This window comes from Pseudomonas sp. JR33AA (genome assembly GCF_021378985.1).
GTDB lineage: Bacteria > Pseudomonadota > Gammaproteobacteria > Pseudomonadales > Pseudomonadaceae > Aquipseudomonas > Aquipseudomonas alloputida.
Genome location: NZ_JAJSAW010000023.1, coordinates 19,083 through 46,002, shown reverse-complemented (window position 1 = coordinate 46,002; position 26,920 = coordinate 19,083). Strand labels below are relative to the sequence as shown.

At 61.0% G+C, this 26,920-nt stretch carries 24 protein-coding genes; 4 read left to right on the top strand and 20 right to left on the bottom strand.

Going from position 1 to position 26,920, the window contains the following annotated elements; all coding sequences use genetic code 11:
- Positions 1 to 169: 169 nt before the first annotated feature.
- Complete coding sequence (locus LVS58_RS23425) at positions 170 to 1,366, top strand: PepSY-associated TM helix domain-containing protein (protein WP_233693027.1); 1,197 nt, start codon at positions 170 to 172, stop codon at positions 1,364 to 1,366.
- Positions 1,363 to 1,905 carry a thiamine pyrophosphate-binding protein gene (locus LVS58_RS23420; RefSeq protein WP_233693026.1) on the top strand — a complete coding sequence of 181 codons (543 nt, stop codon included), beginning with the start codon at positions 1,363 to 1,365 and terminating at the stop codon, positions 1,903 to 1,905. Before LVS58_RS23425 ends, LVS58_RS23420 begins: the two co-directional genes overlap by 4 nt.
- A 26-nt stretch (positions 1,906 to 1,931) precedes the next feature.
- Here LVS58_RS23420 and LVS58_RS23415 read toward each other — a convergent pair whose 3' ends face one another.
- The 11 genes from LVS58_RS23415 to sdhC all read right to left on the bottom strand — a co-directional run bounded on the left by LVS58_RS23415 (position 1,932) and on the right by sdhC (position 15,969).
- Entirely contained in the window at positions 1,932 to 2,681 is a 750-nt protein-coding gene (locus LVS58_RS23415) for a DUF599 domain-containing protein (protein WP_003254200.1), read from the bottom strand.
- A gap of 235 nt (positions 2,682 to 2,916) precedes the next feature.
- A complete protein-coding gene (gene brnQ, locus LVS58_RS23410) occupies positions 2,917 to 4,230 on the bottom strand; it encodes a branched-chain amino acid transport system II carrier protein (RefSeq protein ID WP_233693025.1) in 1,314 nt (437 codons plus the stop codon).
- A gap of 402 nt (positions 4,231 to 4,632) precedes the next feature.
- Positions 4,633 to 5,517 carry a succinate--CoA ligase subunit alpha gene (sucD, locus tag LVS58_RS23405; protein ID WP_003254203.1) on the bottom strand — a complete coding sequence of 295 codons (885 nt, stop codon included), beginning with the start codon at positions 5,515 to 5,517 and terminating at the stop codon, positions 4,633 to 4,635.
- A complete protein-coding gene (gene sucC, locus LVS58_RS23400; protein WP_003254205.1) occupies positions 5,517 to 6,683 on the bottom strand; it encodes an ADP-forming succinate--CoA ligase subunit beta in 1,167 nt (388 codons plus the stop codon). Before sucC ends, sucD begins: the two co-directional genes overlap by 1 nt.
- A 171-nt stretch (positions 6,684 to 6,854) precedes the next feature.
- Entirely contained in the window at positions 6,855 to 8,291 is a 1,437-nt protein-coding gene (gene lpdA, locus LVS58_RS23395; RefSeq protein WP_233693024.1) for a dihydrolipoyl dehydrogenase, read from the bottom strand.
- 93 nt (positions 8,292 to 8,384) lie between these two features.
- Entirely contained in the window at positions 8,385 to 9,608 is a 1,224-nt protein-coding gene (odhB, locus tag LVS58_RS23390) for a 2-oxoglutarate dehydrogenase complex dihydrolipoyllysine-residue succinyltransferase (protein ID WP_233693023.1), read from the bottom strand.
- A 42-nt stretch (positions 9,609 to 9,650) separates the two neighbouring features.
- Entirely contained in the window at positions 9,651 to 12,482 is a 2,832-nt protein-coding gene (locus LVS58_RS23385; RefSeq protein ID WP_233693022.1) for a 2-oxoglutarate dehydrogenase E1 component, read from the bottom strand.
- A gap of 246 nt (positions 12,483 to 12,728) precedes the next feature.
- Entirely contained in the window at positions 12,729 to 13,433 is a 705-nt protein-coding gene (locus LVS58_RS23380; protein ID WP_003254212.1) for a succinate dehydrogenase iron-sulfur subunit, read from the bottom strand.
- Positions 13,434 to 13,444: 11 nt separating this feature from the next.
- Positions 13,445 to 15,217: a succinate dehydrogenase flavoprotein subunit gene (sdhA, locus tag LVS58_RS23375; RefSeq protein ID WP_003254213.1), complete on the bottom strand. Its 1,773-nt coding sequence runs from the start codon at positions 15,215 to 15,217 to the stop codon at positions 13,445 to 13,447.
- Between the two features lie 3 nt (positions 15,218 to 15,220).
- Positions 15,221 to 15,589 carry a succinate dehydrogenase, hydrophobic membrane anchor protein gene (sdhD, locus tag LVS58_RS23370; RefSeq protein ID WP_003254214.1) on the bottom strand — a complete coding sequence of 123 codons (369 nt, stop codon included), beginning with the start codon at positions 15,587 to 15,589 and terminating at the stop codon, positions 15,221 to 15,223.
- Positions 15,583 to 15,969, bottom strand: coding sequence for a succinate dehydrogenase, cytochrome b556 subunit (sdhC, locus tag LVS58_RS23365; RefSeq protein ID WP_008091902.1), 387 nt, complete (start codon positions 15,967 to 15,969; stop codon positions 15,583 to 15,585). Before sdhC ends, sdhD begins: the two co-directional genes overlap by 7 nt.
- Before the next feature lie 352 nt (positions 15,970 to 16,321).
- Between sdhC and gltA the strand changes: the two genes are divergently transcribed.
- Positions 16,322 to 17,611: a citrate synthase gene (gltA, locus tag LVS58_RS23360; protein ID WP_003254218.1), complete on the top strand. Its 1,290-nt coding sequence runs from the start codon at positions 16,322 to 16,324 to the stop codon at positions 17,609 to 17,611.
- A 93-nt stretch (positions 17,612 to 17,704) separates the two neighbouring features.
- Here the strand turns inward: gltA and LVS58_RS23355 are convergent, their stop codons facing one another.
- The 9 genes from LVS58_RS23355 to LVS58_RS23315 form a co-directional block, all read right to left on the bottom strand.
- Entirely contained in the window at positions 17,705 to 18,310 is a 606-nt protein-coding gene (locus LVS58_RS23355; protein WP_233693021.1) for an START domain-containing protein, read from the bottom strand.
- 33 nt (positions 18,311 to 18,343) lie between these two features.
- On the bottom strand, positions 18,344 to 18,598 hold the full coding sequence (locus LVS58_RS23350) for a YkgJ family cysteine cluster protein (protein WP_233693020.1): 255 nt from the start codon (positions 18,596 to 18,598) through the stop codon (positions 18,344 to 18,346).
- 129 nt (positions 18,599 to 18,727) lie between these two features.
- Entirely contained in the window at positions 18,728 to 19,162 is a 435-nt protein-coding gene (locus LVS58_RS23345; RefSeq protein WP_233693019.1) for a hypothetical protein, read from the bottom strand.
- Positions 19,163 to 19,226: 64 nt separating this feature from the next.
- Positions 19,227 to 20,669, bottom strand: a complete 1,443-nt coding sequence (locus tag LVS58_RS23340; RefSeq protein WP_003254223.1) for an aminotransferase-like domain-containing protein — start codon at positions 20,667 to 20,669, stop codon at positions 19,227 to 19,229.
- Between the two features lie 172 nt (positions 20,670 to 20,841).
- Positions 20,842 to 21,654 (bottom strand): OmpA family protein, encoded by an 813-nt coding sequence (locus LVS58_RS23335; protein ID WP_233693018.1) that lies wholly within the window; start codon positions 21,652 to 21,654, stop codon positions 20,842 to 20,844.
- The gene (locus LVS58_RS23330) at positions 21,651 to 22,004 is read right to left on the bottom strand and encodes a DUF4398 domain-containing protein (RefSeq protein WP_014859265.1); all 354 of its coding nucleotides are present in this window, start codon (positions 22,002 to 22,004) and stop codon (positions 21,651 to 21,653) included. The genes LVS58_RS23335 and LVS58_RS23330 overlap by 4 nt, the downstream gene beginning before the upstream one ends.
- 9 nt (positions 22,005 to 22,013) lie before the next feature.
- The gene (locus LVS58_RS23325; RefSeq protein WP_233693017.1) at positions 22,014 to 22,835 is read right to left on the bottom strand and encodes a substrate-binding periplasmic protein; all 822 of its coding nucleotides are present in this window, start codon (positions 22,833 to 22,835) and stop codon (positions 22,014 to 22,016) included.
- A gap of 75 nt (positions 22,836 to 22,910) precedes the next feature.
- The gene (locus LVS58_RS23320) at positions 22,911 to 23,840 is read right to left on the bottom strand and encodes an electron transfer flavoprotein subunit alpha/FixB family protein (protein WP_003254230.1); all 930 of its coding nucleotides are present in this window, start codon (positions 23,838 to 23,840) and stop codon (positions 22,911 to 22,913) included.
- Complete coding sequence (locus tag LVS58_RS23315; protein ID WP_003254232.1) at positions 23,841 to 24,590, bottom strand: electron transfer flavoprotein subunit beta/FixA family protein; 750 nt, start codon at positions 24,588 to 24,590, stop codon at positions 23,841 to 23,843.
- 535 nt (positions 24,591 to 25,125) lie between these two features.
- On the opposite strand from LVS58_RS23315, the gene LVS58_RS23310 reads away from it, so the two are divergent.
- A complete protein-coding gene (locus LVS58_RS23310) occupies positions 25,126 to 26,808 on the top strand; it encodes an electron transfer flavoprotein-ubiquinone oxidoreductase (protein WP_267954630.1) in 1,683 nt (560 codons plus the stop codon).
- Positions 26,809 to 26,920: the final 112 nt, after the last annotated feature.

The window sequence follows — 26,920 nt, the reverse complement described above, 5'->3', positions numbered from 1 at the left end:
CCCGCCACGGCCACTGGCAAAGGCAGGCTCAGCGGGGGCCTGGGGTGCTGCATGACAGACGGTTTTCCGGTTTGCCTGCCCTCGCGCGTCATAAGGGTAGCGGCGGGCATTTCCTCATACCGCGAGGGATCGACGCGCAAGCCACCCACACCACAAGGCACCGGCCCCTATGTCCAAAAAGTCACGCTCGAAACTCTGGTTCCTGGTTCACAGCTGGCTGGCCCTGCCCATCTGGTTCTTCGTGCTGATCGTCTGCTTCACCGGCACCCTGGCAGTGGTCAGCCAGGAGCTGGTGTGGCTGGCCAAACCGGAGATCCGCGCGGCGAAGCCGAGCGATGATGCGCCACTGCTGACGTACGACCAGGTGCTCAAGGCCCTGCGTGAAGCACGCCCCGAGCTGGATGTGCAATACATCATGCGCCCGGACGAGTCGCACTTCGCACTGCAGGTGCAGGTGGTGCAACCGGACAACACCACCCAGAACCTCTACGTGAACCCCTATACAGGCAAGGTCCAGGGCATCAGCCCTTCCTTCGACTTCCGCCAGTTCACCCGCGCCCTGCATGGCTGGTGGCTGGTGCCTTTCGGCAACGGCTACCCGTGGGGGTGGTACCTGGTTTCTCTGCTGGGCTTGCCGATGCTTGCCTCGCTGGTCACCGGCCTGGTCGTCTACAAACGCTTCTGGAAAGGCTTTCTCAAACCTACCCTGCGCTTTGGCCACGGTGCCCGCATCTTCTGGGGTGACTTCCATCGCCTGAGCGGCATCTGGTCGATCTGGTTCATTGCCGTGATCGCCATCACCGGCACCTGGTTCCTCATCCAGGCGTTGCTGGCCGACAACCACATCTCGATCTCAAGCCGCGACGTACCCGCCGTGGTAGCCCGCGAGGACGTACCGTTGCTGCAGGCTGGCGAAGCGCCCCGGCTGGTCAGCCTGGAGCATGCCATCGAAACGGTAAAGGCGCAGATCCCCGGCTTCGAGGCATCCTTCGTGCGCCTGCCCGGCAATGCCTACGACACCTTCAACATCCGTGGCCGCGGTTGGTACCCGCTGATGTTCCAGAGCGCCAGCATCAACCCGTACACCGGCGTGGTCGCCACCTCGCACACCCTGGATGATCGCACGTCGCTGGAGTTCGTCACCGAATCCATGCGCCCGTTGCACACAGGCGACTTCGGCGGGCTGTGGATCAAGATGATCTGGTTCGTATTTGGCCTGGTGCTGACCTTGATGGTGCTCAGCGGCCTGTTGATCTGGAGCAAGCGCACCGCACAGGCGACTGCAGCCGCACTCAAACGCAAGCCGCGCAGCGCACCAACGGCCAACGCCGCGCAAGACGCCCACCTGCCGGAGACCGCCCGATGAGCCGAGCCACTACCACCGAAGCACCTTCGGCCTCACGCCGCCTGTGGCTGAAATGGCGCTTTCACCTGAACATCCTGCTGATACTCATCCCCTTGGGGTTCATGCCCAGGTATTTTGCCGACCAGGCGTTGTTCAAGGGTGAAGCCGGGCTGGGTGAGCGTGAGGCAGGTGTGGTCGCCGTGGGCCCATGGAGCCTGCGTCTGGCCGAATTCCGTGCGTCGGCGCCCCGCCAGGAAGGCCCAGCCGGGTATTTCAAGAGTTTCAGCGCGGCGCTCTGCAACCACTGTATCGGCGAAGTGAAGGCCACCTACCTGCGGGTGGGCAAGCCACGCAGCCTGCGGGCGGCCGGGAGCATTTTCTTCGGTTCACCCTACAGCATGGGCGCTTCCGTCCCGGTTCCGCCCAAGACCCGACCCAATGCTGAACTGTGGATCACCATGGAAGGCTGGGATGGCAGCGTACACCAGGCTTCGATTCCCCTCAGCCAGGCCTCGCCGGCGACAGTTGCCTGGCTGCAGGCGCAGGTTGGCAGCCGCTAGACAACCCAGCGGCGCCCCCTGGTCGGTCAAGCATTGCCAGCGGCGCTTTCCTTGCCCGCGTCCGTTGGGGCACTTTCAGTGGGCGTGAAGACCATGACTTCCAGTACATCGGAATGGAATTCACGGCGGTACAGGATCAATACCACGCCCACACTCACCACCATGAACAGCCAAGGGCTGATGAACCAGGTCAGCATGGCCATGCCGAAGTAATACGAGCGCAGGCCAAAGTTGAACTGGTTGGCGGCCAGTGACAGCACCCGCGCCGCGCGGGAGGCGAACGCCTTGCGCTCCAGCTCATTGACCAGCCGTTCGCCGATCATCGGCGCCGACCCCACCAGCACGGCGGCAAAGTTGTATTGGCGCATGCACCAGCTGAACGTGAAGAACGCATAGACAAATACCATGGCCAGGCACAGCAGCTTGATCTCCGACATGCCCTGGGATGTTTGCTGAACCAGCGGCAGGTCGGCCAGCAACGACAGTGCCCGGTCGGAGGCACCGAGCACGGTGAGGATGCCAGCCAGAATGATCAGGGTGCTGGAAGCAAAGAACGAAGCGTTGCGCTCCAGGTTACCGATCACGCTGGCATCGGCGATGCGGTTGTCGCGCAGCAGCATGCGGCGCATCCAGTCTTCGCGGTACAAGTGCAGTACGCTGGCCAGGCACGCGGTGTCCCGCCCCTTCCAGATCGCATAGCGGGTATAACCACCCCAGCACAGGGCGAACCAGGCGATGGCCAGCAGGTTGTTGAGGTTGCTTTGGATGAAGTTCATGCAGGGTTACCGAAAGGGCCATGTGCCCAAAGGATAGGGACCGGATTTCGACGCTGGCAAGCGGCAAAAGGCACACCTGCACAGTCAAAAAATGCCTGACCTGCTGTGAACAGACCGTAACAGGCAAACTAAAAAAGCCCCGCATCCTTTCGGATACGGGGCTCTCCTGTTTTCACCCTTGGCGCGCACATCTCGGCTTGTGGCCGGTATCGCCCTCAGGCTTCGACGTGTCCGGTCAGGCCAGCGCCTCGCGTGGCTTGCCGAGCATGCGGTCGCAGGCCACGGCCCCCATCAGGGTCACCACCGAAGGTACCAGCCAGGCCATGCCGGCATCACTCAATGGCAGGTGCGCCATGAAGTCTGGCAACACGTGGGCAAGGCTGCTGCCCTTGATCGCATCGACCATGCCGAACAAAAGCGATACCAGCATCACGGGTGCCAGGATGCGCGTTGGCGAGTTCCACAGGTCTTTCACGAAGCTCAGGCCGACCACCACGATGCACGGCGGATAGATGGCGGTGAGCACCGGGATCGAGAACATGATCAGCTTGGTCAGGCCAAGGTTGGAAATCAGCAGCGAGAAGCCGGCGAGGATCACCACCAGCGCGCGGTACGACAGCGGCAGGATCTGGCTGAAGTACTCGGCGCAGGCACAGGTCAGGCCAACCGCGGTCACCAGGCAGGCCAGCGCGATCAGCACGGCCAGGAAGCCGCTGCCCAGGGAGCCGAAGGTGTGCTGTACGTAGGCATGCAGCACCGCCGCACCGTTGGTGGCGTCCGCCGCGATGTCGTGGCTGGTGGCACCCAGGCGGAACAGGCTGATGTAGACCAGGGCCAGCCCGACACCGGCGATCAGGCCGGCGATGATGGCGTAGCGGGTAATCAGCCTCGGCGACTCGACACCGCGCGAGCGAATGGCATTGACAATGACGATACCGAACACCAGGGCACCCAGGGTATCCATGGTCAGGTAGCCATCGGAGAAGCCCTTGGAGAATGCAGCGGCGGCATAGGCAGGCTGCGCCTCACCAATGGTACCGGCGGGCAAGGCGAAGGCAGCGATGCCCAGTACGGCCAGGGCAATGATCTTCAACGGTGCCAGGAAGCGGCCCACGGTGTCGAGCAACTTGCCAGGGTACATGGACACGGCCAGCACGACGAGGAAGTACACCAGGCTGTAGATGAACAGCGCCAGCGGGCTTTCACCGGTCAGCGGCGCAACGCCCACTTCGAACGACACGGTCGCCGTACGCGGGGTGGCGAACAATGGGCCGACCGACAGGTAGCATACAGCGGCCAGCAACCCACCGAAGAACTTGCCGATCGGGCTGCTCAGGGCGTCCATGCCACCACCGACCTTGGCCAGGGCGACTACGGTGATGACCGGCAGGCCCACGGCCGTGACCAGGAAGCCCAAGGCCGCCATCCATACGTGCGGGCCAGACTGCAGGCCGACGATAGGTGGGAAGATGATATTGCCTGCACCCACGAAAAGGGCAAACGTCATAAAGCCAAGCGCCAGGATATCCTGGCCTTTGAGAACTTTCATTTTAAGGTAGTACCACACTGCTGAAATCGGGATTCGAGAGGGGATTTCCCTTTGGGTAAGGGGAAATGCTGCCCGGCTTGATAGGCCAGACCCGTTTAGCGTGTCGTTCCCTTTTGGGGTACGGGCACAGAGTGAACGCGTAATGTAACTGTTTTGTCAGTCAAACGCACTGGCACAGTGCTGCTTGTCCGATGTGCGTACATGTTTGTCGTCTGTGCGACCGAGGACAGCAGGCATTATCCTCGGATTGAAACTTTCGTCTGTGTGAAAATTCCTATTAAACCCATCGAAAAATCCATGCCACCTGTGCCCGCGAAGAGGCCAGTGCAGGAATAAACAAACCCCACAAACGACAAAGGCCACCCGAAGGTGGCCTCTGTGCGCGTGGGGGGTGTAGCAGTATTACTTCTTGGCTTCCCAGCCAGTCAGCTCGGCCAGGGCCTTGCCGATGTCAGCCAGGGAACGCACGGTTTTCACACCCGCGTCCTGCAGGGCGGCGAACTTCTCGTCCGCGGTGCCCTTGCCACCGGAGATGATGGCGCCAGCGTGGCCCATGCGCTTGCCCGCAGGTGCGGTAACACCGGCGATGTAGGAAACGACTGGCTTGGTAACGTGGGCCTTGATGTAGGCCGCGGCTTCTTCTTCAGCCGAACCGCCGATCTCACCGATCATGACGATCGCTTCGGTCTTCGGGTCTTCCTGGAACAGCTTCAGGATGTCGATGAAGTTGGAGCCCGGGATCGGGTCACCGCCGATGCCGACGCAGGTCGACTGGCCGAAGCCGGCGTCGGTGGTCTGCTTCACAGCTTCGTAGGTCAGGGTGCCGGAACGCGAAACGATACCGACCTTGCCTGGCAAGTGGATGTGGCCTGGCATGATGCCGATCTTGCACTCGCCCGGGGTGATGACACCTGGGCAGTTAGGGCCGATCAGGGTTACGCCCAGCTCGTCGCACTTGACCTTGGCATCCAGCATGTCCAGGGTAGGAATGCCTTCGGTGATGCAGACGATCAGCTTGATGCCGCCAAAGGCAGCTTCCAGGATCGAGTCTTTGCAGAACGGAGCCGGTACGTAGATGACCGAAGCGTCAGCGCCGGTCGCTTCCACGGCTTCCTTGACGGTGTTGAACACCGGCAGGCCCAGGTGGGTGGTGCCACCCTTGCCTGGGGTTACGCCGCCGACCATCTTGGTGCCGTAGGCAATGGCCTGTTCGGAGTGGAAAGTACCCTGCGAGCCGGTGAAGCCCTGGCAGATGACTTTGGTATCTTTATTGATCAGGACGCTCATTACTTGCCCTCCGCAGCTTTGACAACTTGTTGAGCAGCGTCGGTCAGGCTGGTTGCCGCAATGATGTTCAAACCGCTTTCTGCCAGTACTTTAGCGCCCAGTTCGGCGTTGTTGCCTTCGAGGCGAACGACGACCGGAACTTTTACGCCGACTTCTTTCACTGCACCAATGATGCCTTCGGCAATCATGTCGCAGCGAACGATGCCGCCGAAGATGTTGACCAGAACGGCCGCGACATTGCTGTCGGACAGAATGATCTTGAACGCTTCGGTTACGCGCTCTTTGGTAGCACCACCGCCAACGTCGAGGAAGTTGGCCGGCTTGCCGCCGTGCAGGTTGACGATGTCCATGGTACCCATGGCCAGGCCGGCACCGTTGACCATGCAGCCGATGTTGCCTTCAAGGGCAACGTAGTTCAGTTCGAACTTGGCAGCGTGGGCTTCACGGGCATCGTCCTGCGACGGGTCGTGGAAGGTTTTCAGCTTCGGCTGACGGTACATGGCGTTAGCGTCGATGTTGATCTTGGCATCGAGGCAGTGCAGGTCGCCATCGGCCTTGATCACCAGCGGGTTCACTTCCAGCAGCGCCAGGTCGTGATCCTTGAACAGCTTGGCCAGGCCAACGAAGATCTTGGCAAACTGTTGAACTTGCTTGCCTTCCAGACCCAGCTGGAATGCCAGCTCGCGACCCTGGAACGGCTGAGCGCCGACCAGTGGGTCGATGGTGGCCTTGAGGATTTTCTCAGGCGTTTCGTGAGCGACTTTCTCGATGTCCACGCCACCTTCGGTGGAAGCCATGAACACGATACGGCGGCTCGAACGATCGACTACAGCGCCCAGGTACAGCTCTTTGGCGATGTCAGTGCAGGATTCGACCAGAATCTTGGAGACGGGTTGACCGTTGGCATCGGTCTGGTAGGTAACCAGATTCTTGCCCAACCACTGTGCAGCGAACGCCTTGGCGTCTTCCTTGCTGCGAACCAGCTTTACGCCGCCCGCTTTACCGCGACCACCCGCGTGAACCTGGGCTTTTACAACCCACTCGTTCCCGCCGATCTTGTCGCAGGCTTCTGCAGCTTGCTCAGGGGTGTCGACTGCGAAACCCTTGGAAACTGGCAGGCCGTACTCAGCGAACAGCTGCTTACCCTGATACTCGTGAAGATTCATGCTTTTTACCGTCTTCGTTAGGTACTGCGCTTCGGCGCTGCGCCATCAGTGGCGCCGCACCACCTGTGACCGTTGACCCCGGGTTCCCCGTGTGATCCGGTCCGGCGGACTTTCCGCGGTGAGTCATGCACGCAAGACTCACGACGGGCAGCCCGCCGTGGTTTCTTATAATTAACGCTTCTTACGGTTGGCCACGTGAATGGCGCCGCCATTCACCGCCAGCGCTGCTTCATGCAACGCTTCGGACAGGGTTGGATGGCTGAAGACCATCATGCCCAGATCCTCGGCACTGGTGCCGAATTCCATTGCGATTGCGCCCTGCTGCACCAGCTCGGCAGCCGATGGGCCAATCACGTGAACACCCAGGACGCGGTCGGTCTTGGCATCGGCGATGACCTTGACGAAACCACCGGTGTCGTTGGCAGCCATCGCACGGCCGCTGGCCGCGAACGGGAAGGTGCCCACGTTAACCTCAACGCCCTCGGCCTTCAAGGCCTGTTCGGTCTTGCCGACCCACGCGATTTCCGGGTGGGTGTAGATGACCGACGGGATCAGGTCGTAGTTCATCTGGGCCTTGTGGCCCTTGATGCGCTCGACGACCATGATGCCCTCTTCCGAAGCCTTGTGGGCCAGCATCATGCCGCGTACCACGTCACCGATGGCGTACACGCCCGGAACGCTGGTGGCGCAGTAATCGTCGACGAAGATGTAACCACGCTCGTCGATGGTCACGCCGCTGTCGGAAGCCAGCAGATCGGTAGTCACCGGGCGACGGCCGACTGCAACAATCAGCTTGTCGAAGGTGATCTTCTGCTCGCCTTCGGCGTTGGTGTAGGTCACTTCGACTTCATTGCCGTTGACTTTCGAGCCGGTGACGCGAGCGCCCAGCTTGATGTCCAGGCCTTGCTTGGTCAGGGTCTTCTGGGCTTCTTTCGACACGGCGGTGTCGGCAGCCATCAGGAAGGTGTCCAGGGCTTCCAGGACGGTCACTTCAGCACCCAGGCGCGCCCATACCGAGCCCAGCTCCAGGCCGATCACGCCTGCACCAATAACGCCCAGGCGCTTCGGTACGGTCTGGAATTCCAGGGCGCCGGTGGAGTCGACGATGACGTTCTGGTCGACCGGAGCCGGCGGAATGTCGATCGGGCGCGAGCCGGACGCCAGGATCACGTTCTCGGCTTCGATGACTTCGGTGGTGCCGTCAGCTTTGGTGACTTCGACTTTCTTGCCAGCCAGCAGCTTGCCGTGGCCCTGGATCGAAGTGACGCCGTTGGCCTTGAACAGGGTGGCAACGCCACCGGTCAGGTTCTTGACGATGCCGGCCTTGCGGCCAACCATCGCGGCGACGTCCATCTTCACTTCGCCAGTGGAGATACCGTGGACGTTGAAGCTCTCTTTGGCTTCCTTGTACTTCCACGAGCTGTCCAGCAGCGCCTTGGAAGGAATGCAACCTACGTTCAGGCAGGTGCCGCCCAGGGCCAGTTTGCCCTCGGCGTCGGTGTACTTCTCGATACAGGCAGTCTTCAGACCAAGTTGGGCAGCCTTGATGGCAGCCACATAGCCGCCTGGGCCTGCACCGATTACCACTACGTCGAATTTCTGGGTCATAAAAGATTCCTTATCAGCTACAAGCTACAAGCCGCGAACCGCGCGGCCTGGCTTCTTGCGAGGCCAGGCCCGGCACGGTACGCAGCCAGAGGGTTAGATGTCCAGCAGCAGGCGGGACGGATCTTCCAGCAGGTTCTTGATAGTGACCAGGAAGGTTACCGCTTCCTTGCCGTCGATCAGGCGGTGATCGTACGACAGCGCCAGGTACATCATCGGGCGAATCACGACCTGGCCATTGATGGCCATCGGGCGCTGGATGATGTTGTGCATGCCGAGAATGGCGGCCTGCGGCGGGTTGACGATCGGGGTCGACATCATCGAACCGAAGGTGCCACCGTTGGTGATGGTGAAGGTGCCACCGGTCATCTCTTCGATGGACAGTTTGCCGTCACGCGCCTTCTTGCCGAAGGTAGCGATGCCGTTCTCGATTTCAGCCAGGCTCATCGACTCGGCGTTACGCAGCACCGGCACCACCAGGCCACGGTCGCTGGACACGGCAACACCGACGTCGGCGAAGCCGTGGTAGACGATGTCGTTGCCGTCGATCGAGGCGTTGACCGCCGGGAAGCGTTTCAGCGCTTCGGTAGCGGCCTTGACGAAGAACGACATGAAGCCCAGGCGCACGCCATTGTGGGTCTTCTCGAACAGGTCCTTGTACTTCGAACGCAGGGCCATGACTTCGGTCATGTCCACTTCGTTGAAGGTGGTCAGCATCGCCATGTTCGACTGGGCTTCGACCAGGCGCTCGGCGATCTTGGCACGCAGGCGGGTCATCGGTACGCGCTTCTCGGTACGGTCGCCAGCGGCGGCGACAACCGGGGCAGCGGCAGCAGCGGCAGGCTTGGCAGCCGGTGCCGCGGCAGGTGCCGACTTCTTGTTGGCAACAGCAGCAACCACGTCTTCCTTGGTGACGCGACCGCCTTTACCGGTACCTGCCACGCTCGCCAGGTCGATGCCGTTTTCTTCAGCCAGCTTGCGCGCAGCCGGGGCAGCGATCGGGTCATCTTCGCCGGCGTCAGCGCTGGCAGCGGCCGGAGCAGCTGCAGGTGCGGCGGCCGCGGCAGGCGCGGCGGCAGCACCGCCTTCAACGATCGAACCCAGCAATTCGTCGGACAGGACAGTATCGCCCTCGCCCTTGACGATGTCGCCCAGCACGCCATCGGCAGTCGCCAGTACTTCCAGGACAACCTTGTCAGTCTCGATGTCGACGATCAGCTCGTCACGCTTGACGGCTTCGCCCGGCTTCTTGTGCCAGGTGGCAACGGTGCCATCGGCAACCGATTCCGGGAAGGTTGGGGCTTTGATCTCGATAGCCATTATCTGTGTTTCCTTAAATTCGGTTTCAGGTGCGCGAAGGCGTTAGACAATGAAGGCGTCTTGCAGCAGTTTTTCCTGCTGTTCGGCGTGCTTCGAAGCGTAACCACAGGCTGGCGCGGCAGAAGCGTCGCGACCGGCGTATTCCAGGACCAGTGCCTTGTTGTGGCGGCCCAGGATACGGCGCATGTGGTGCTGGCTGCTGTACCAGGCGCCCTGGTTCATCGGCTCTTCCTGACACCAGACCGCGTGCTTGAGGTTGGTGTAAGGGGCGAGGATTTCGACCAGATCGTCCTCAGGGAACGGATACAGCTGCTCGATACGCAGGATGGCGATATCTTCGCGGCCTTCGGCACGGCGTTTTTCCAGCAGGTCGTAGTAGACCTTGCCGCTGCACAGCACCAGACGCTCGACCTTGGCCGGATCGATGGCGTCGATTTCCGGGATCACGGTCTGGAACGAGCCTTCTGCCAGGTCTTCCAGCGTCGAGATGGCCAGCTTGTGGCGCAGCAGCGACTTCGGCGTCAGGACGACCAGCGGCTTGCGCAGCGGGCGAATGACCTGGCGACGCAGCAGGTGGTAAATCTGGGCCGGCGTCGTCGGTACGCAGACCTGGATGTTGTGCTCGGCGCACAGCTGCAGGTAACGCTCCAGACGCGCGGAGGAGTGCTCCGGCCCCTGCCCTTCATAGCCGTGTGGCAGCAGCATGGTCAGGCCACACAGGCGGCCCCACTTGTGCTCACCACTGGTGATGAACTGGTCGATCACCACTTGCGCACCGTTGGCGAAGTCGCCGAACTGGGCTTCCCAGATCACCAGCGCGTTCGGCATGGTGGTGGAGTAGCCGTATTCGAAGGCCAGTACCGCCTCCTCGGACAGGAACGAATCGTACAGGTCGAAACGTGGCTGGCCAGGGAACAGGTTCTGCAACGGAATGTAGGTGCTGGCGTCCTTCTGGTTGTGCAGCACCGCGTGACGGTGCGAGAAGGTGCCACGGCCGATGTCCTGGCCGGTCATGCGGATCGGGTGACCTTCGAACTGCAGGGTGGCGTAAGCCATGGTCTCTGCATAACCCCAGTTGATCGGCAAGCCACCGGCCTGCATCTTCTGACGGTCTTCGTAGATCTTCGACACCTGACGCTGGACCACGAAACCTTCCGGCAGCTCGAGCAGCTTGGCCGACAGATCCTGCAGGGTCTTGAGGTCGAAACGGGTGTCGTGACGCGCGGTCCAGGCATGGCCCAGGTACGGACGCCAGTCGACGAACAGCTCGCGGTTCGGCTCCTTGACCAGGCTTTTCACCACGTGCAGGCCATTGTCCAGCGCGTTGCGGTACTCGTCGATCTTGGCCTGAGCGCGCTCGGCGTCGATGCGACCGGCCTGGATCAGCTGCTCGGCATACAGCTCACGGGTCGTGCGCTGCTTGCTGATTTGCTGGTACATCAGCGGCTGGGTGCCGTTAGGCTCGTCTGCCTCGTTGTGGCCACGGCGACGGTAGCAGACCAGGTCGATGACCACGTCACGCTTGAACTGCATGCGGTAGTCGATGGCCAGCTGGGTGACGAACAGCACGGCTTCCGGGTCATCGCCGTTCACGTGCAGGATCGGGGCCTGGATCATCTTGGCAACGTCGGTCGCGTACTCGGTGGAGCGCGCATCCAGCGGGTTGCTGATGGTGAAACCAACCTGGTTGTTGATCACGATGTGCACGGTACCGCCGGTCTTGAAACCGCGGGTCTGCGACATCTGGAAGGTTTCCATGACCACGCCCTGGCCAGCGAACGCAGCGTCGCCGTGGATCGAGATCGGCACCACCTTGTCGCCAACGGTGTCGTTGCGGCGGTCCTGACGGGCGCGCACCGAACCCTCGACCACCGGCGATACGATTTCCAGGTGGGACGGGTTGAACGCCATGGCCAGGTGCACTTCGCCACCCGGGGTCATCACGTTCGAGGAGAAGCCCTGGTGATACTTCACGTCACCGGAGCCCAGCTCGTTCATCTTCTTGCCTTCGAACTCGTCGAACAGCTCGCGCGGGTTCTTGCCGAAGGTGTTCACCAGCACGTTCAGGCGGCCACGGTGGGCCATGCCGATCACGACCTCCTTGGCGCCGTAAGAGCCGGAACGCTGGATCATTTCATCCAGCATCGGAATCAGGCTCTCGCCGCCTTCAAGGCCGAAACGCTTGGTGCCCGGGTACTTGGTGCCCAGGTATTTTTCCAGGCCCTCACCGGCGGTCACGCGCTCGAGCAGGTGGGCCTGCACGTCAGCGGAATACTCCGGACGGCCGCGCACGCTTTCCAGGCGCTGCTGGAACCAGCTGCGCTGCTCGGAATCGACGATGTGGGTGAATTCGGCGCCAATGGTGCGACAATATGTCTTCTGGAGTGCATCGAAGATGTCGCGTAGGCTCGCCTCCTCTTTGCCGATGAACAGGTCGCCGGCACGGAAGGTCGTATCAAGATCGGCATTGGTCAAGCCGTAGTGATTGATCGACAGGTCTACGGGCGCAGGGCGCTGCCACAACCCCAACGGGTCGAGCTTGGCAGCCTGATGGCCGCGCATACGATAGGCCTGGATCAGTCGCAGAACTTCAACCTGCTTCTTCTCGTGTTCACTGCTCACGCTCCCGGCGGAAACCGGTTGGGCGCGGCGCTGGTTCTTTGCCAGCAGTACGAAATGGTCGCGGATTGTCGAGTGCGATACATCAGTAGCGGTGCTGCCGTCGGCTGGCAACTTCTGGAAGTAAGTGCGCCACTCTTCTGGCACAGCGTTAGGGTCGTGCAGGTAGAGCTCGTAGAGCTCTTCCACATATGCAGCGTTACCACCTGAAAGGTGGGCGCTATCCCACATGCGCTGCATCACGCTTTCTTGCATGCTTGGTCACCCTCGATTAGGGGACTGATCGGCGAGAGCCACAGCAAACCTGGAAAAGTCCGAAAACAGCGACTGAACCACGCCACCTGGATCCTGCTGATTTTCCGGGTACCAGCCCGGAAAGCCCCTGCTGGTCTCATATCTTCATAGGTAATGAACGCGGGCTTTGTGGGCCCTTGTTCGGATTTTACCTCAGTGCGGGCTCACCACCCGCACCTCGGCTTACTGCAGGTACAACGCTTTGTATCAGGTGCCGCTTTGCAGCAGCATGTTACGTACGTGACCGATTGCCTTGGTCGGGTTCAGACCTTTCGGGCAAACGTTTACGCAGTTCATGATCCCGCGGCAGCGGAATACGCTGAACGGGTCATCCAGGGACGCCAGGCGCTCCTGAGTCTTGGTATCGCGGCTGTCGGCCAGGAAGCGGTAGGCTTGCAGCAAGGCTGCCGGGCCCAGGAACTTGTCCGGGTTCCACCAGAACGACGGGCAGGAAGTCGAACAGCAAGCGCACAGGATGCACTCGTACAGGCCGTCCAGCTTGTCACGGTCTTCCGGCGACTGCAGGCGCTCGATAGCCGGGGCCGGGGTGTCGTTCTGCAGGAACGGCTTCACCTTCTCGTACTGCTTGTAGAAGATGCTCATATCGACCACCAGGTCACGAATGACCGGCAGGCCTGGCAGAGGACGCAGAACCAGCTTGCCACCCTTCACCACCGCCGACAGCGGGGTGATGCAAGCCAGGCCGTTCTTGCCGTTCATGTTCATGCCGTCGGAACCGCAAACGCCTTCACGGCAGGAGCGACGGTACGAGAAACCCTCGTCCTTTTCCTTGATCAGTGCCAATACATCCAGCACCATCAGGTCCTTGCCGCCGGTATCGACGTCGAACGACTCCATTTTTGGCGCCGAGTCGGTGTCCGGGTTGTAACGATAAACTTCGACTTTCAACATAGCAGCCACCCTTAGTAAGTCCGGACTTTTGGTTCGAAGGCTGGAACAGTCTTCGGCGCAAAGTTGACGCCGCGCTTGGCAACGCGCTTCTCACCCGGGTAGTACAGGGTGTGGCACAGCCAGTTTTCGTCGTCACGGTCTTCGAAGTCTTCACGGGCGTGAGCGCCGCGGGACTCTTTACGGGCTTCCGCCGCAATGGCGGTAGCTTCGGCAACTTCCAGCAGGTTCTGCAGCTCCAGCGCTTCGATACGCGCGGTGTTGAAGGCCTGGGACTTGTCGTTGATCTTGACGTTGGCGATACGGTCACGCAGACCGGCCAGTTGCTCGATACCCTTCTGCATGTATTCGCCAGTACGGAATACACCGAAGTAGTTCTGCATGCAGCTCTGCAGCTCGCGCTTCAGGCTGGCAACGTCTTCACCGCTGGTACGCTCGTTGAGCTTGTTCAGGCGGTTCAGGGCAACATCGACGTCGGTGTCGCTGGCGTCGCGGTATTCCACGCCTTCGCTCAGCGCCTTCTCCAGGTGCAGGCCGGCAGCACGGCCGAACACCACCAGGTCGAGCAGCGAGTTGCCGCCCAGGCGGTTGGCACCGTGAACCGATACGCACGCCACTTCACCTACGGCGAACAGGCCCGGGATGATGTGATCCTGACCGTCGGCGTCCATGGTGATGGCCTGGCCATGGATGTTGGTGGCAACGCCGCCCATCATGTAGTGGCAGGTTGGCACGACCGGCACCGGTGCGACCACAGGGTCAACGTGGGCGAAGGTCTTGGACAGCTCGCAGATACCTGGCAGGCGGCTGTGCAGCACTTCCTCGCCCAGGTGGTCCAGCTTCAGCAGTACGTGGTCCTTGTTCGGGCCCACGCCGTTGCCGGCGATGATTTCCTTGACCATGGAACGGGCAACCACGTCGCGGCCGGCCAGGTCCTTGGCGTTCGGTGCGTAACGCTCCATGAAGCGCTCGCCGTGGGCGTTGATCAGGTAGCCACCTTCACCGCGGCAACCCTCGGTGACCAGTACACCGGCACCGGCGATACCGGTTGGGTGGAACTGCCACATTTCGATGTCCTGCACCGGCACGCCTGCACGCAGGGCCATGCCGATACCGTCACCGGTGTTGATCAGGGCGTTGGTGGTGGAAGCGTAGATACGGCCCGCACCGCCAGTGGCCAGCACGGTGGCCTTGGACTTGATGTACAGGGTTTCGCCGGTTTCGATGCAGATGGCGATCACACCCACGAATGCGCCGTCCTGGTTTTTCACCAGGTCAACGGCGTAGTACTCGTTGAGGAACGTGGTGCCAGCTTTCAGGTTGCCCTGGTACAGGGTGTGCAGCAGCGCGTGACCGGTACGGTCCGAAGCGGCGCAGGTACGGGCGGCCTGGCCACCTTTACCGAAGTCCTTGGACTGACCACCGAACGGGCGCTGATAGATGCGGCCGGTTTCGGTGCGCGAGAACGGCAGACCCATGTGGTCCAGTTCGAAGACCGCAGCCGGGCCCTCCTGACACATGTATTCGATAGCGTCCTGGTCACCGATGTAGTCGGAACCCTTGACGGTATCGTACATGTGCCAGCGCCAGTCGTCGTTCGGGTCGGCCGAAGCGATGGCGCAGGTGATGCCGCCCTGGGCGGATACGGTGTGCGAACGGGTCGGGAAGACCTTGGTGACTACGGCAGTCTTGTGGCCGCCTTGAGCCAGCTGCAGCGCTGCGCGCATGCCGGCGCCGCCGCCACCGATGATGATGGCGTCGAAGGAAATGGTTGGAATGCTAGCCATGGATCAGATACCCCAGAGAATCTGCACACCCCAGACGAAGTAAGCGAACATCGCAACGCCGCATACCGCCTGGAACAGGAAACGAATCGCAGTTGCCGACTTGCCGAACGACATAGGCGTCAGGTAGTCGGTTGCAATGGTCCACATGCCGACCCAGGCGTGAGCGCCCAGGGCAACGAGGGCCAGCAGACTGAAGATCCGCATCGCGTTGTTGGAGAACAGACCATGCCACTGGGTGTAGTCGATGCCTGGGTGGGCGACCACGTAGCCGATCAGGAAGAGGAAGTAAGCCGCGAGAACGACCGCAGAAACGCGCTGCGCCATCCAGTCATAGAGGCCCGAACGCGACAGGTTCGTGACATTGGTTACCATACCCAAACTCCCACCAGAACGATCAGCACCACGGAGATGACGATCACGATTTTCGAGCCCAGCTTGCCGCCTTCCAGCGTCTCACCGATACCCATGTCCATGATCAGGTGACGAACACCTGCCACGAGGTGATAAAGCAGGGCGGACAGCAGACCCCAGGTCACGAACTTGGCCAGCGGGCTGGTCAGACACGCCTTCACCTCACCGAAGCCTTCCTCGGAACCCAGCGACTTGCCCAGTGCATAAAGCATGATGGCAAGGCCGATGAACAGGATGACGCCGGAGATACGGTGCAGGATGGACGTGTACGCAGTGACGGGGAGCTTGATGGTCCTTAGGTCTAGGTTTACAGGTCGTTGGCTTTTCACGGCTTTTTTCACACTGAAGAGCCCCTAGCGAATCAGGGCAAAGTTGTTGGTAAGTGTACTGGTCAGGTACCCACCACCCAGGGAACGGCGACCCCCAGCAGTTCGGGCTTGCAAGCCCCTGGCGGTCGGGTGCCGAGTATAGACAGTTAGGCTGCTTATGACAACGTGACGGGGTAGCCCAAATAGCGCATTGCCTTTAATGAACAAAAGGCGTAAATGGGCGAGAATTTCGGGAAAAACCAGGCTTGAATGCCTGATTCAACAAGCCTTTAGGCAAATTGACATCTGAATTTATCCCTCTATAGTGGTGCGGGCCCTGCGTGGGGGGTCTGTCTGATGATTTCAAGCATTAATAGGAGGCCACATGGCTGACAAAAAAGCGCAGTTGGTCATCGAGGGCGCTGCCCCCGTCGAGCTGCCCATTTTAACCGGCACCGTTGGTCCTGATGTAATCGACGTCCGCGGGTTAGGGGCCACTGGTCACTTCACCTTCGACCCAGGTTTCATGGCGACTGCCTCGTGCGAGTCGAAGATCACCTATATTGACGGCGACAAAGGTATCCTGCTGCACCGCGGCTACCCGATCGAGCAACTCGCCGAACAGTCCGACTACCTCGAAACCTGCTACCTGCTGCTCAATGGCGAACTGCCAAATGCCGAGCAGAAGGCCCAGTTCGTCAGCACCGTCAAGAACCACACCATGGTTCACGAGCAGCTGAAGTCCTTCTTCAACGGCTTCCGCCGCGACGCTCACCCGATGGCGGTGATGTGCGGCGTAGTCGGCGCCCTGTCGGCGTTCTATCACGACTCCCTGGACATCAATAACCCGCAACACCGCGAAATCTCCGCGGTGCGCCTGGTCGCCAAGATGCCGACCCTGGCTGCGATGGTTTACAAGTACTCCATGGGCCAGCCGATGATGTACCCGCGCAACGACCTGTCGTACGCGGAAAACTTCCTGCACATGATGTTCAACACCCCGTGCGAGATCAAACCGATCAGCCCGGTGCTGGCCAAGGCAATGGACCGGATCTTCATCCTCCATGCCGACCACGAGCAGAACGCCTCCACCTCTACCGTTCGTCTGGCAGGCTCGTCGGGTGCCAACCCGTTCGCCTGTATCGCCGCCGGTATCGCCGCACTGTGGGGCCCGGCCCACGGCGGTGCGAACGAAGCCGTACTGACCATGCTCGATGAAATCGGTGATGTTTCGAACATCGACAAGTTCATCGCCAAGGCCAAGGACAAGAACGACCCGTTCAAGCTGATGGGCTTCGGTCACCGCGTGTACAAGAACCGCGACCCGCGCGCCACCGTGATGAAGCAGACCTGCGACGAAGTCCTGCGCGAGCTGGGCATCAAGAACGACCCGCAGCTGGAACTGGCCATGCGCCTGGAAGAGATCGCCCTGACCGATCCTTACTTCATCGAGCGCTCGCTGTACCCGAACGTCGACTTCTACTCGGGGATCATCCTCAAGGCCATCGGCATTCCAACCAGCATGTTCACCGTGATCTTCGCCCTGGCACGTACCGTGGGCTGGATCTCGCACTGGAAAGAAATGCTCTCCAGCCCGTACAAGATCGGCCGTCCGCGCCAGCTGTACACCGGCGAGCAGAAGCGCGACATCGTTGCCCTGAAGGACCGCAAGTAAGCTGCAGTAGCCGAACGCAAGAAGGCTGCCCTCGGGCAGCCTTTTTTATTGCGCGCTGCGCGTTCTCATGTGGGAGCGCGCACGCGCTAAACCTCAGTTTTTCTCCGCCCGCTCGCGCAGCCCTTTCAGGGTATTGAACGGCGCATCCACCACGAACTTGTTGGCCACCATCGCCGGCACGCTACCACCTGGCTCGGTGTGCACCTGGTAGGTCACTTCAGTGCTGTCACCCTTGGGCACCAGCTTCCAGAAGCCTTCGACTTTTGCCACCCGAACAAAACCCTTCTCTTCCGGCAGGTAAGTCGGCTCTTCTTTCAGGTTACGGATCAGGCTGCCATCCGCCTCCTTGACGGTCGTAATATGCAGCACGGAATCACGCGGCGTCACCGGCCATGGCGTATTGAACTGGGTATAGGTCCAGGTCTGGTCACCTTCGTGCTTGAGCAGCTTCTGGGACCTGCATTCGTGAATCCAGGCACAGGCCCCGGACACGTCCTCCTGCAGCGCCTCGACCTTGGCCAGCGGCGCCTTGATCACGGTCACACCGCGATAGGCCTTGTACTTGGACCCGGCCACCTCACTGAGGGACACCTTGATCCCCTCCTCGTCCTTGGCCACTTGCCAGTTTTCAGCCCAGGCCACAGGCGACAACAGAACACCCACGCCACACAGCAGTGCAATACGCTTGAACGATCTCATCATGTTTATCCTTGTTGTAGAAGATCCAGCCCGTCACGCCGCCGTCATCTGCTCCCACCAGCCAAGAATCCTGATTGCCTCGTCACGATTACTGCCGCACACCTCGGCATCCGCCTTGAAGCCACCGCACACCGCCGGCCGCTCGGGCTTGCCGAACAGGTCGCAAAGGTTGGCCGCCGTCAGGTGCAGGCAGCGCTCACCCGCCGGCTTGCCATTGGGCATTCGCGGCATCGCAGAAGTGATGGACGGGGCGATGCAGCAGGCACCACAGCCCTCACGGCATTTCATGGCTATTCACCAAAATCAGGACTCCCTGGAACAAAACGGGACGAACGTCCCTGGATAGTAACCGCTCAAACAGACGTTTGAAATTGCTGGCACGATGAAATCTGCCGTGACCCAGCAGTCAGTTCGCACCTATTGGCGATACTCGAAATCGATGGCAGCGCCCTCTACTTCACGACGGCTGTCATTGCGCAGCTGCAGCTGCATTTCGTTGTTGATCAGCCGACCATTGAGCTGAAAAGGGCTGTCATTGGTCTCTGGCTTTTCTGTGAACATGGGCGGCAACAAAGGTTTGCGCCGCTGGATTGGCGAAAGCGTGCCCACATTCGGCTCAAGGTCGTTGACCATCTCGACTGGCAAGCTAAGGTCCAGCCCTGGTTTGGGCAAAGGCTTGGCAACCACTTTGCTGACTGGCTTGCGCGCAGGCTTGGCTGTAGCCTTTTTGGGCACGTGCTTACCCTGAGCTGCCTGAACCTGGCTTGCCGGTTGCGCAGCCAAGGCAGGAACAATCGGCCAGCAGAACGGCATAAGGCATACGGTCAGAACAAAGCAGCGCAAAGCGTTCATGGCAAATGGACAGACTGGCAGTAAAAGTGCGTATGCTCCCTGTTCCACAGGCGGCTTGCAAGCCTTACAAAAGCGTTACCGCAGTCTCCCTGCACAACTGCTGCGCCAGTAAACCGAGCGTAATAACAGCCCGCTCGGCCTCTTTATTCCAAGGTATGCCGCAATTGAGTCGGACACAGTGGTTGAACTGCTCTGTGTTACTGAATATCAGCCCTGGTGCAATACTGATGCCCTGCTCCAGCGCGCGCACATGCAGCTCCTGGGTATTGACCCGACCAGGCAGGCTCACCCAGAGAATGAAGCCGCCTGTCGGCCGGGTCATCTGGGTACCCTCGGGGAAGTGCTGCTGCACTGCCAACTGATAGGCACTGAGGTTCTTGCGATACTCCTGGCGTATGTAGCGCAGATGCCGGTCGTAGCCACCATTCTCCAGGTAGGCCGCCACGCCCATCTGCGTCACGCTACAGGCCGAGTGGGTGGTAAACGTCTGCAGGCGCTGAATCTCGTCCTGGTAACGCCCGGCGATCATCCACCCCACCCGCACGCCAGGGGACAGGGTCTTGGAGAAGCTCGAACAGTAGATCACTCGGTCTAGCCGGTCGAACGCCTTCAGCGCCTTGGTCTTGCCCTGCTCGAACATCAGCTCACCGTAGATGTCATCCTCGATGATCTGGATATCGAAGTCCGAGGCCAGGCGCAGCAATTGCTTTTGCCGCTCTTCGGGAACAGTGCCGCCCAGCGGGTTGCTCAAGCGCGCAGTGAGCACCAGCGCCTTGATCGACCATTGGTTAGCCGCCAGTTGCAAGGCTTCGAGGCTGATACCGGTGGACGGGTCACTGGGAATTTCGATCACTTTCAAACCCAGCAGGTCAGCCAGCTGCAGCAAGCCGTAATAGGTCGGTGACTCGGCGGCGATCAGGTCACCGGGGCGGGTCAGTACCCGCAGCGACATCTGCAGGGCATCGACACAGCCATGGGTCACGATCACTTCACGCGGGTCGACCAGCACGCCGGCATCGCGCATGCGTATGGCGATCTGCCTGCGTAGCGGCTCGAAACCGGGGCTGAACATATAGCTGAAGGCACGCGGGCTATGGAAGCGCGTTACCTTGGCAATTTGCTGATGCAGGGCGCGCACCGGCAGGTAGTCGACATGCGGCACTGCAGCGCCAAACGGAAACACACCATCGCGGCGCGCCTCGGTCAGCACCTGCTGGATGATGCTGGCACGCGTGACCAGGCCGGGGCGCTCCACCCGGGCGATGTCCGGGGTTTGCGCGGTCAAGGCAGGGGTCTGGTGCACGTAATAGCCGGACTGCGGCCGCGCGCGGATAAGCCCTTGATCCTCGAGATTGGCATAGGCCTGCAACACCGTGGCATGGCTGACATTGAGCTGGGCGCTCATCTTGCGCACGGAGGGTACCCGCTCGCCTGGCTGGTAGACACCGCGACGGATATCATCAGCCAGTTGCTGGGCGATACGCTGGTACAGCAGCAGGTTGGTCATGGCTACATGCTCGTTGTTCTTGTACGGGTCACTGACGGTAGAGGATACCGTAACAGTTGCAAAGTGTACTGGGACAGATTGCAACCTCGTCGACAATACAACAGCGTGACAGCTATCGAAACGATTAAACCGACATAAAACGGGCCGCAAAGCGGCCCATTTTCTACATTACTCAGCGCGCCGGTGCGAGCCGCCCCTTGTCATCGGAGAATACGATCTCCACTCGACGGTTTTGTGCCCTGCCCCGCTCCGAAGCATTGGCCTCGATCGGGTACTGGTCGCCATAACCTTCAACCTGCAGGCGCTTTTCGTCGATGCCCAGGTCCACAAGCATGTCGGCCACGGACTGCGCCCGGTCGCGCGACAGCTTGAGATTCTCCTCGCCCGCGCCAGTACTGTCGGTATAGCCCTCGATACGCACTACCCGGCGGGGGTTGAGCTGCAGGAACTGCACCAGCTTTAGCACAGTCCGGCTGGCCGAGTTCTTCAGGTCGGCACTGCCGGTATCGAACAGCACATCGCCCAAGGTCATCACCAAGCCACGGTCTGCCTGCTCCGAAGCCAACGCGGCAATCTGTGACTCAACCCACTTGCCCTGCTGCTGCACGCTGGCTAGCTTGGCCTCACGCAAGGCCAACTGCAGGCGCTGGCGCTCCAGGTCAAGCTTGGCCTGGCGCTCCTGGTTCAGCGCCAGCTTGGCATGCTCGCGGGCAATCTCGCTGTAGCGCTGGCTGAGGTAAGCGTAATGCCGCACATCGGAACCGGTGCCGATGTAACTGGACAGGCGCTCAGCGCGCGCCAGCGATTCACCCGCGCGAATCACGTCGCGCGGCGCGCTGCGCAGCACATCGGAATCATCTTTGACCCCCTGGAAGGCGGCGGTGGCCTCATCCAGCGCGGCACTGCTGCGCTGGCTGGCGCAACCTTGCAAACCTGCCGTCAGCGCCAACAATGCCAGTGCAGCCAAAGGCGTACGACGGATCATGGCTGCACCTCCAGTTGCTTGCGCAAGCGCTTGACCCGCGACTGCAGCACCTGCAGCTGCTCTTCGCTCTTCTGGTTCAGCACCTGAGCCTCGGCCAGGCGCGCATCCAGCTCGGCTTGCTCGGCGCGCATGCGCGCATCGCGGTAGTCCTGGGTAAGCATGTTGGCCTTGGCGCGGGCCAGCTTGTCTTCAGCCAGTTTCAGCGTTTCGACCTGCTCAGTGGCGCCGACGGCCTTGGCCTGGTCCAGTGCCTGTTCGGAAATGCGCATCTGCTCTTCAGGGGCCGGATCATTGGCGCAGCCAGCCAGGCCGAGCACGGCCAAGGCAAGGATTAGTGGTTGGGTTCTCACGCAATCTTCCTAGTGTTTGGGGGCGTCCGCCGGCACCTGCAACTGCGCTTTCCAGCGCTCGACATTACGTTGCAGCACAGCTTCGGATGCACCAGAGATCGGCAATTCTGTCAGTTTTTTTGCCAATTGCCCACGCAACCAGCTGTCATTGCACGCCGAGTTGTGCGACAGCGCCAGGTACAGGCCCGGCCTGTCCACCGGCAAGCCGCGGGCTATCAGGTCATTGCTCATACCCAGGCTCTGGGCCATGGCCATACCGGAGTAACGGCCAGCCAGCACATAGTCCACCTGGCCGAGCACCAGTTTCTGAAACGCCTGGGTCAGGTTCTGCGCCGGCACCAGCTTGAGCTGGGCGTTGGCGAACGCAGTAAAGGCCGGGGTCAGGCGCGCACGCTCGGACAAACTGCCCTGGTACCTGGCCAGATCCGCGGGGCCATCAAAGATCACCGCGGCATCATGGCGGGTCCACACCAGGTACTCATTGAGTTGCAGCGGCGGATGGATGTAATCCAGCGCGGTCAGTTGCTCCACCTGCATGGGGGCGTCGAGCAGCAGGTCCATGCGTCCGCTGCGCACCTCTTCCAGTGCCTGGTCGCGGCGGCCAGCGCTCAACACTTCCACCTTCACGCCCAATTCACCCGCCACCTGGCGCAACAGGTCAACGTTGGCGCCGATCAGGTGCCGGGGGTCTTTCGGGTCTTGCCACGAATAGGGCGGCGCATCAGGGCTACCGGTCGCCACCAGGCGCTCGCACTTGCCTGCAGCCATGGCCAGTGGTGTCACCAACAGCGCCACACATGCCAGCACCCTGCCCGTTCCGCGCAACGTCATCCCTCACCCCTCAAGCCATAAAAAAACCCGACCCTCAAAACGAGGGCCGGGTTCTTTATAAGTGAAGCAGGCGGATCAGACCAGCTTTTCCAGCTCCGGCACCGCTTCGAACAGGTCGGCAACCAGGCCGTAATCAGCCACCTGGAAGATCGGCGCTTCTTCATCCTTGTTGATCGCCACGATCACTTTGGAGTCTTTCATGCCGGCCAGGTGCTGAATGGCGCCGGAGATACCGACGGCGATGTACAGCTGAGGCGCAACGATCTTGCCGGTCTGGCCGACCTGCATGTCGTTCGGCACGAAGCCTGCGTCGACCGCGGCGCGGGAAGCACCGACGGCGGCGCCGAGCTTGTCGGCCAGGCTGTACAGGTGCTTGAAGTTGTCACCGTTGCCCATGCCACGGCCGCCGGACACGACGATCTTGGCTGCGGTCAGCTCTGGGCGGTCGGACTTGGCCAGCTCTTCGCCAACGAACGCCGAAATGCCGGCGTTGTGCGCAGCGCCAACAGCCTCGACGGCAGCCGAACCACCTTCGGCGGCCACGGCGTCGAAGCCGGTGGTACGCACGGTGATCACCTTGATGGCCGCGCTCGATTGCACGGTGGCGATGGCGTTACCCGCATAGATCGGGCGCTTGAAGGTGTCGGCGGACTCGACCGAGATGATCTCGGAGATCTGGTCCACGTCCAGCAACGCGGCAACGCGCGGCAGGATGTTCTTGCCGTTGGTGGTAGCCGGGGCCAGCACGTGGCTGTAACCCTTGGCCAGTTCGACGATCAGCGGCGCGACGTTTTCCGGCAGGACGTGGGCGTAGGCGGCGTTATCGGCCACCAGCACCTTGGCCACGCCAGAGATTTTGGCAGCGGCTTCAGCAACGCCACCGACGTTCTGGCCTGCGACCAGCACGTGCACATCACCACCGATCTTGGCGGCTGCGGCGACAGTGTTCAGGGTGGCCGGGGCTACGGCACCGTTCTCGTATTCAGCGACAACCAGGATAGTCATTTAGATTACCTTCGCTTCGTTCTTCAGCTTCTCGACCAGTTCGGCCACCGATTTGACCTTGATGCCAGCGCTGCGGGCAGCCGGGGCTTCAACCTTCACGGTCTTGTTGGTGGAGGCGAGGGAAACGCCCAGAGCGTCCGGAGTAACAGTCTCCAGCGGCTTTTTCTTGGCCTTCATGATGTTTGGCAGCGACGCGTAGCGTGGCTCGTTCAGGCGCAGGTCGGTGGTGACGATCGCGGGCAGGTTCAGTGCAACGGTCTGCAGGCCGCCATCGATTTCACGGGTGACATTCAGCTTGTCGCCAGCGACTTCGACCTTGGAAGCGAAGGTGCCCTGGGCGAAGCCAGTCAGCGCGGCCAGCATCTGGCCGGTCTGGTTGTTGTCACTGTCGATGGCCTGCTTGCCGAGGATGACCAGCTGCGGCTGCTCCTTGTCGACAACGGCCTTCAGCGCCTTGGCCACGGCCAGGGAGTTCAGTTCGTCAGCGGCTTCGACCAGGATGGCACGGTCGGCACCCAGGGCCAGGGCAGTACGCAGTTGCTCCTGGGCAGTGGTCGGGCCGACGGAAACGACGACGATCTCGGTCGCAACACCTTTTTCCTTCAGGCGTACGGCTTCTTCCACGGCGATTTCGCAGAAGGGGTTCATGGACATCTTGACGTTAGCAAGGTCGACGCCGGAGTTGTCCGCTTTGACGCGAACCTTGACGTTGTAGTCGACCACTCGTTTGACAGCTACAAGAACCTTCATGGATTCCTCGTTACTCTCCGGTGAATAGATAGTCGCCTGGGACAGAGCCCTGCGATGCGCGTGGGTACAAGGGCACCTCTAAAAACGTATCGGGAGGCCGCAACTTCACAGTGACCAAACAGTCTTGTTCGGACTCTTGCGGCAAATCCTCACGGGTCATTTCCTGTCGTGGCGTGTAAACTCCACTACAAACCGGCCTAAGCCCGCAAAACCCTGCTCCACACCTGGTCTTTAGAGGTGTACCTGCGCCCGGCTGCAAGCCTACGGCGAACGTAAAACCGCTCGTATCTTGACCGTAACACCCATTCCGGTCAATACGGCAAATCGGTCACCCTCCAGCCGCGTTCCTGTGATTTTACTGGCCTGCGGCAAATTCAAACAAACGTTTGTATTGGACCCACCAAGTGGTGTAGATATAATGCGCGGCCAAGACAAAACGGTGTAGTCCGTCATTTGCCCAGCTACAGTTCCGCCGTTGCGTAGAACCGCTGCGAATGCCCCGCACCCATAAGACAAAGCAACAGCACGAGCCTTGATGAGTAGGAGAGAACCAGTGGAACGCGAATACATGGAATTCGACGTGGTCATCGTCGGCGCCGGCCCGGCGGGCCTGTCCGCCGCCTGCCGCCTGAAGCAGAAGGCCGCCGAAGCCGGTAGCGAAATCAGCGTCTGCGTGGTGGAGAAAGGCTCTGAAGTCGGCGCCCACATCCTCTCTGGCGCAGTGTTCGAGCCCCGCGCCCTGAACGAACTGTTCCCCGACTGGAAAGCACTCGGCGCACCGCTGAACACCGAAGTGAAGCGCGACGACATCTACGTGCTCAAGGATGCCGGCAGCGCGACCAAGGTGCCTGACCTGTTCGTGCCCAAGACCATGCACAACCATGGCAACTACATCATCTCGCTGGGCAACCTGTGCCGCTGGCTGGCCCAGCAGGCCGAAAACCTCGGTGTAGAGATCTACCCGGGCTTCGCCGCCCAGGAAGCGCTGTTCGACGACAACGGCGTGGTCCGCGGCATTGTCACCGGCGACCTCGGTGTCGACCGTGAAGGCAACCCCAAGGACGGCCTGTACACCCCGGGCATGGAACTGCGCGCCAAGTACACCTTGTTCGCCGAAGGCTGCCGTGGCCATATCGGCAAGCAGCTGATCAAGCGCTTCAACCTCGACAACGAGTCCGACGTCCAGCACTACGGCATCGGCCTGAAGGAAATCTGGGAAATCGACCCGGCCAAGCACGAGCAGGGCCTCGTGGTGCACACCGCCGGCTGGCCGCTGGACGTGATGGCCAAGGACAACACCGGTGGCTCGTTCCTTTATCACCTGGAAAACAACCAGGTGGTGGTCGGCCTGATCGTCGACCTGTCCTACGCCAACCCCTACCTGTCGCCGTTCGACGAATTCCAGCGCCTCAAGCACCACCCGGTGATCAGCCAATACCTCGAAGGCGGCAAGCGCATCAGCTACGGTGCCCGCGCCATCTGCAAGGGTGGCCTGAACTCGTTGCCGAAGATGGTGTTCAACGGTGGCGCGCTGATCGGTTGCGACCTGGGCACCCTGAACTTCTCCAAGATCAAGGGCAGCCACACCGCGATGAAGTCCGGCATGCTTGCCGCGGAAGCGGTGGCAGACGCCTTGGCCGCTGGCCGCGAAGGCGGTGACCAGCTCGACGGTTATGTCAGCGCCTTCAAGGCCAGCTGGCTGTACGAAGAACTGTTTGCCAGCCGTAATTTCGGCCCTGCCCTGCACAAGTTCGGGCCTCTTCTGGGCGGTGCGTTCAACTACGTCGACCAGAACTGGTTCGGTGGCAAACTGCCGTTCACCCTGCACGATACCAAGCCGGATTACGCTTGCCTGAAGCTGGCCGCCGACTCGCAGAAGATCGATTACCCGAAACCGGACGGCAAGCTCAGCTTCGACAAGCTCAGCTCGGTGTTCCTCTCCAGCACCAACCACGAAGAGGAACAACCCTGCCACCTGAAGCTGACCGATCCGAGCGTACCGATCGCCAGCAACCTGCCGCTGTACGACGAGCCTGCCCAGCGCTACTGCCCGGCAGGTGTGTACGAAGTGGTCACCCAGGAAGACGGCAACAAGCGTTTCCAGATCAACGCGCAGAACTGCGTGCACTGCAAGACCTGCGACATCAAGGACCCGGCCCAGAACATCACCTGGGTCACCCCTGAAGGCGCTGGCGGGCCGAACTACCCGAACATGTAAGGCCCCTGCCCTTGCGACAACAAAAAGCCCCCGGTCCTCATGGGCCGGGGGCTTTTTGTTGTGTATGCGTCTGGACTACGAGGTGTTCGCCGTGAGAGGTTCAGCGCCTATC

Bases quoted from the DNA above. Each gene is read 5' to 3' on its own strand.
- LVS58_RS23320 (WP_003254230.1), bottom strand. From the start codon at position 23,840: ATGACTATCCTGGTTGTCGCTGAATACGAGAACGGTGCCGTAGCCCCG.
- LVS58_RS23415 (WP_003254200.1), bottom strand. From the start codon at position 2,681: ATGAACTTCATCCAAAGCAACCTCAACAACCTGCTGGCCATCGCCTGG.
- LVS58_RS23345 (WP_233693019.1), bottom strand. From the start codon at position 19,162: ATGAACGCTTTGCGCTGCTTTGTTCTGACCGTATGCCTTATGCCGTTC.
- sucD (WP_003254203.1), bottom strand. From the start codon at position 5,517: ATGAGCGTCCTGATCAATAAAGATACCAAAGTCATCTGCCAGGGCTTC.
- sdhD (WP_003254214.1), bottom strand. From the start codon at position 15,589: ATGGTAACCAATGTCACGAACCTGTCGCGTTCGGGCCTCTATGACTGG.
- LVS58_RS23380 (WP_003254212.1), bottom strand. From the start codon at position 13,433: ATGTTGAAAGTCGAAGTTTATCGTTACAACCCGGACACCGACTCGGCG.
- LVS58_RS23315 (WP_003254232.1), bottom strand. From the start codon at position 24,590: ATGAAGGTTCTTGTAGCTGTCAAACGAGTGGTCGACTACAACGTCAAG.
- brnQ (WP_233693025.1), bottom strand. From the start codon at position 4,230: ATGAAAGTTCTCAAAGGCCAGGATATCCTGGCGCTTGGCTTTATGACG.
- LVS58_RS23425 (WP_233693027.1), top strand. From the start codon at position 170: ATGTCCAAAAAGTCACGCTCGAAACTCTGGTTCCTGGTTCACAGCTGG.
- LVS58_RS23310 (WP_267954630.1), top strand. From the start codon at position 25,126: ATGAGTAGGAGAGAACCAGTGGAACGCGAATACATGGAATTCGACGTG.
- sucC (WP_003254205.1), bottom strand. From the start codon at position 6,683: ATGAATCTTCACGAGTATCAGGGTAAGCAGCTGTTCGCTGAGTACGGC.
- LVS58_RS23420 (WP_233693026.1), top strand. From the start codon at position 1,363: ATGAGCCGAGCCACTACCACCGAAGCACCTTCGGCCTCACGCCGCCTG.
- LVS58_RS23385 (WP_233693022.1), bottom strand. From the start codon at position 12,482: ATGCAAGAAAGCGTGATGCAGCGCATGTGGGATAGCGCCCACCTTTCA.
- LVS58_RS23335 (WP_233693018.1), bottom strand. From the start codon at position 21,654: ATGATCCGTCGTACGCCTTTGGCTGCACTGGCATTGTTGGCGCTGACG.
- LVS58_RS23350 (WP_233693020.1), bottom strand. From the start codon at position 18,598: ATGAAATGCCGTGAGGGCTGTGGTGCCTGCTGCATCGCCCCGTCCATC.
- lpdA (WP_233693024.1), bottom strand. From the start codon at position 8,291: ATGACCCAGAAATTCGACGTAGTGGTAATCGGTGCAGGCCCAGGCGGC.
- LVS58_RS23355 (WP_233693021.1), bottom strand. From the start codon at position 18,310: ATGAGATCGTTCAAGCGTATTGCACTGCTGTGTGGCGTGGGTGTTCTG.
- sdhA (WP_003254213.1), bottom strand. From the start codon at position 15,217: ATGGCTAGCATTCCAACCATTTCCTTCGACGCCATCATCATCGGTGGC.
- odhB (WP_233693023.1), bottom strand. From the start codon at position 9,608: ATGGCTATCGAGATCAAAGCCCCAACCTTCCCGGAATCGGTTGCCGAT.
- LVS58_RS23325 (WP_233693017.1), bottom strand. From the start codon at position 22,835: ATGACGTTGCGCGGAACGGGCAGGGTGCTGGCATGTGTGGCGCTGTTG.
- LVS58_RS23340 (WP_003254223.1), bottom strand. From the start codon at position 20,669: ATGACCAACCTGCTGCTGTACCAGCGTATCGCCCAGCAACTGGCTGAT.
- gltA (WP_003254218.1), top strand. From the start codon at position 16,322: ATGGCTGACAAAAAAGCGCAGTTGGTCATCGAGGGCGCTGCCCCCGTC.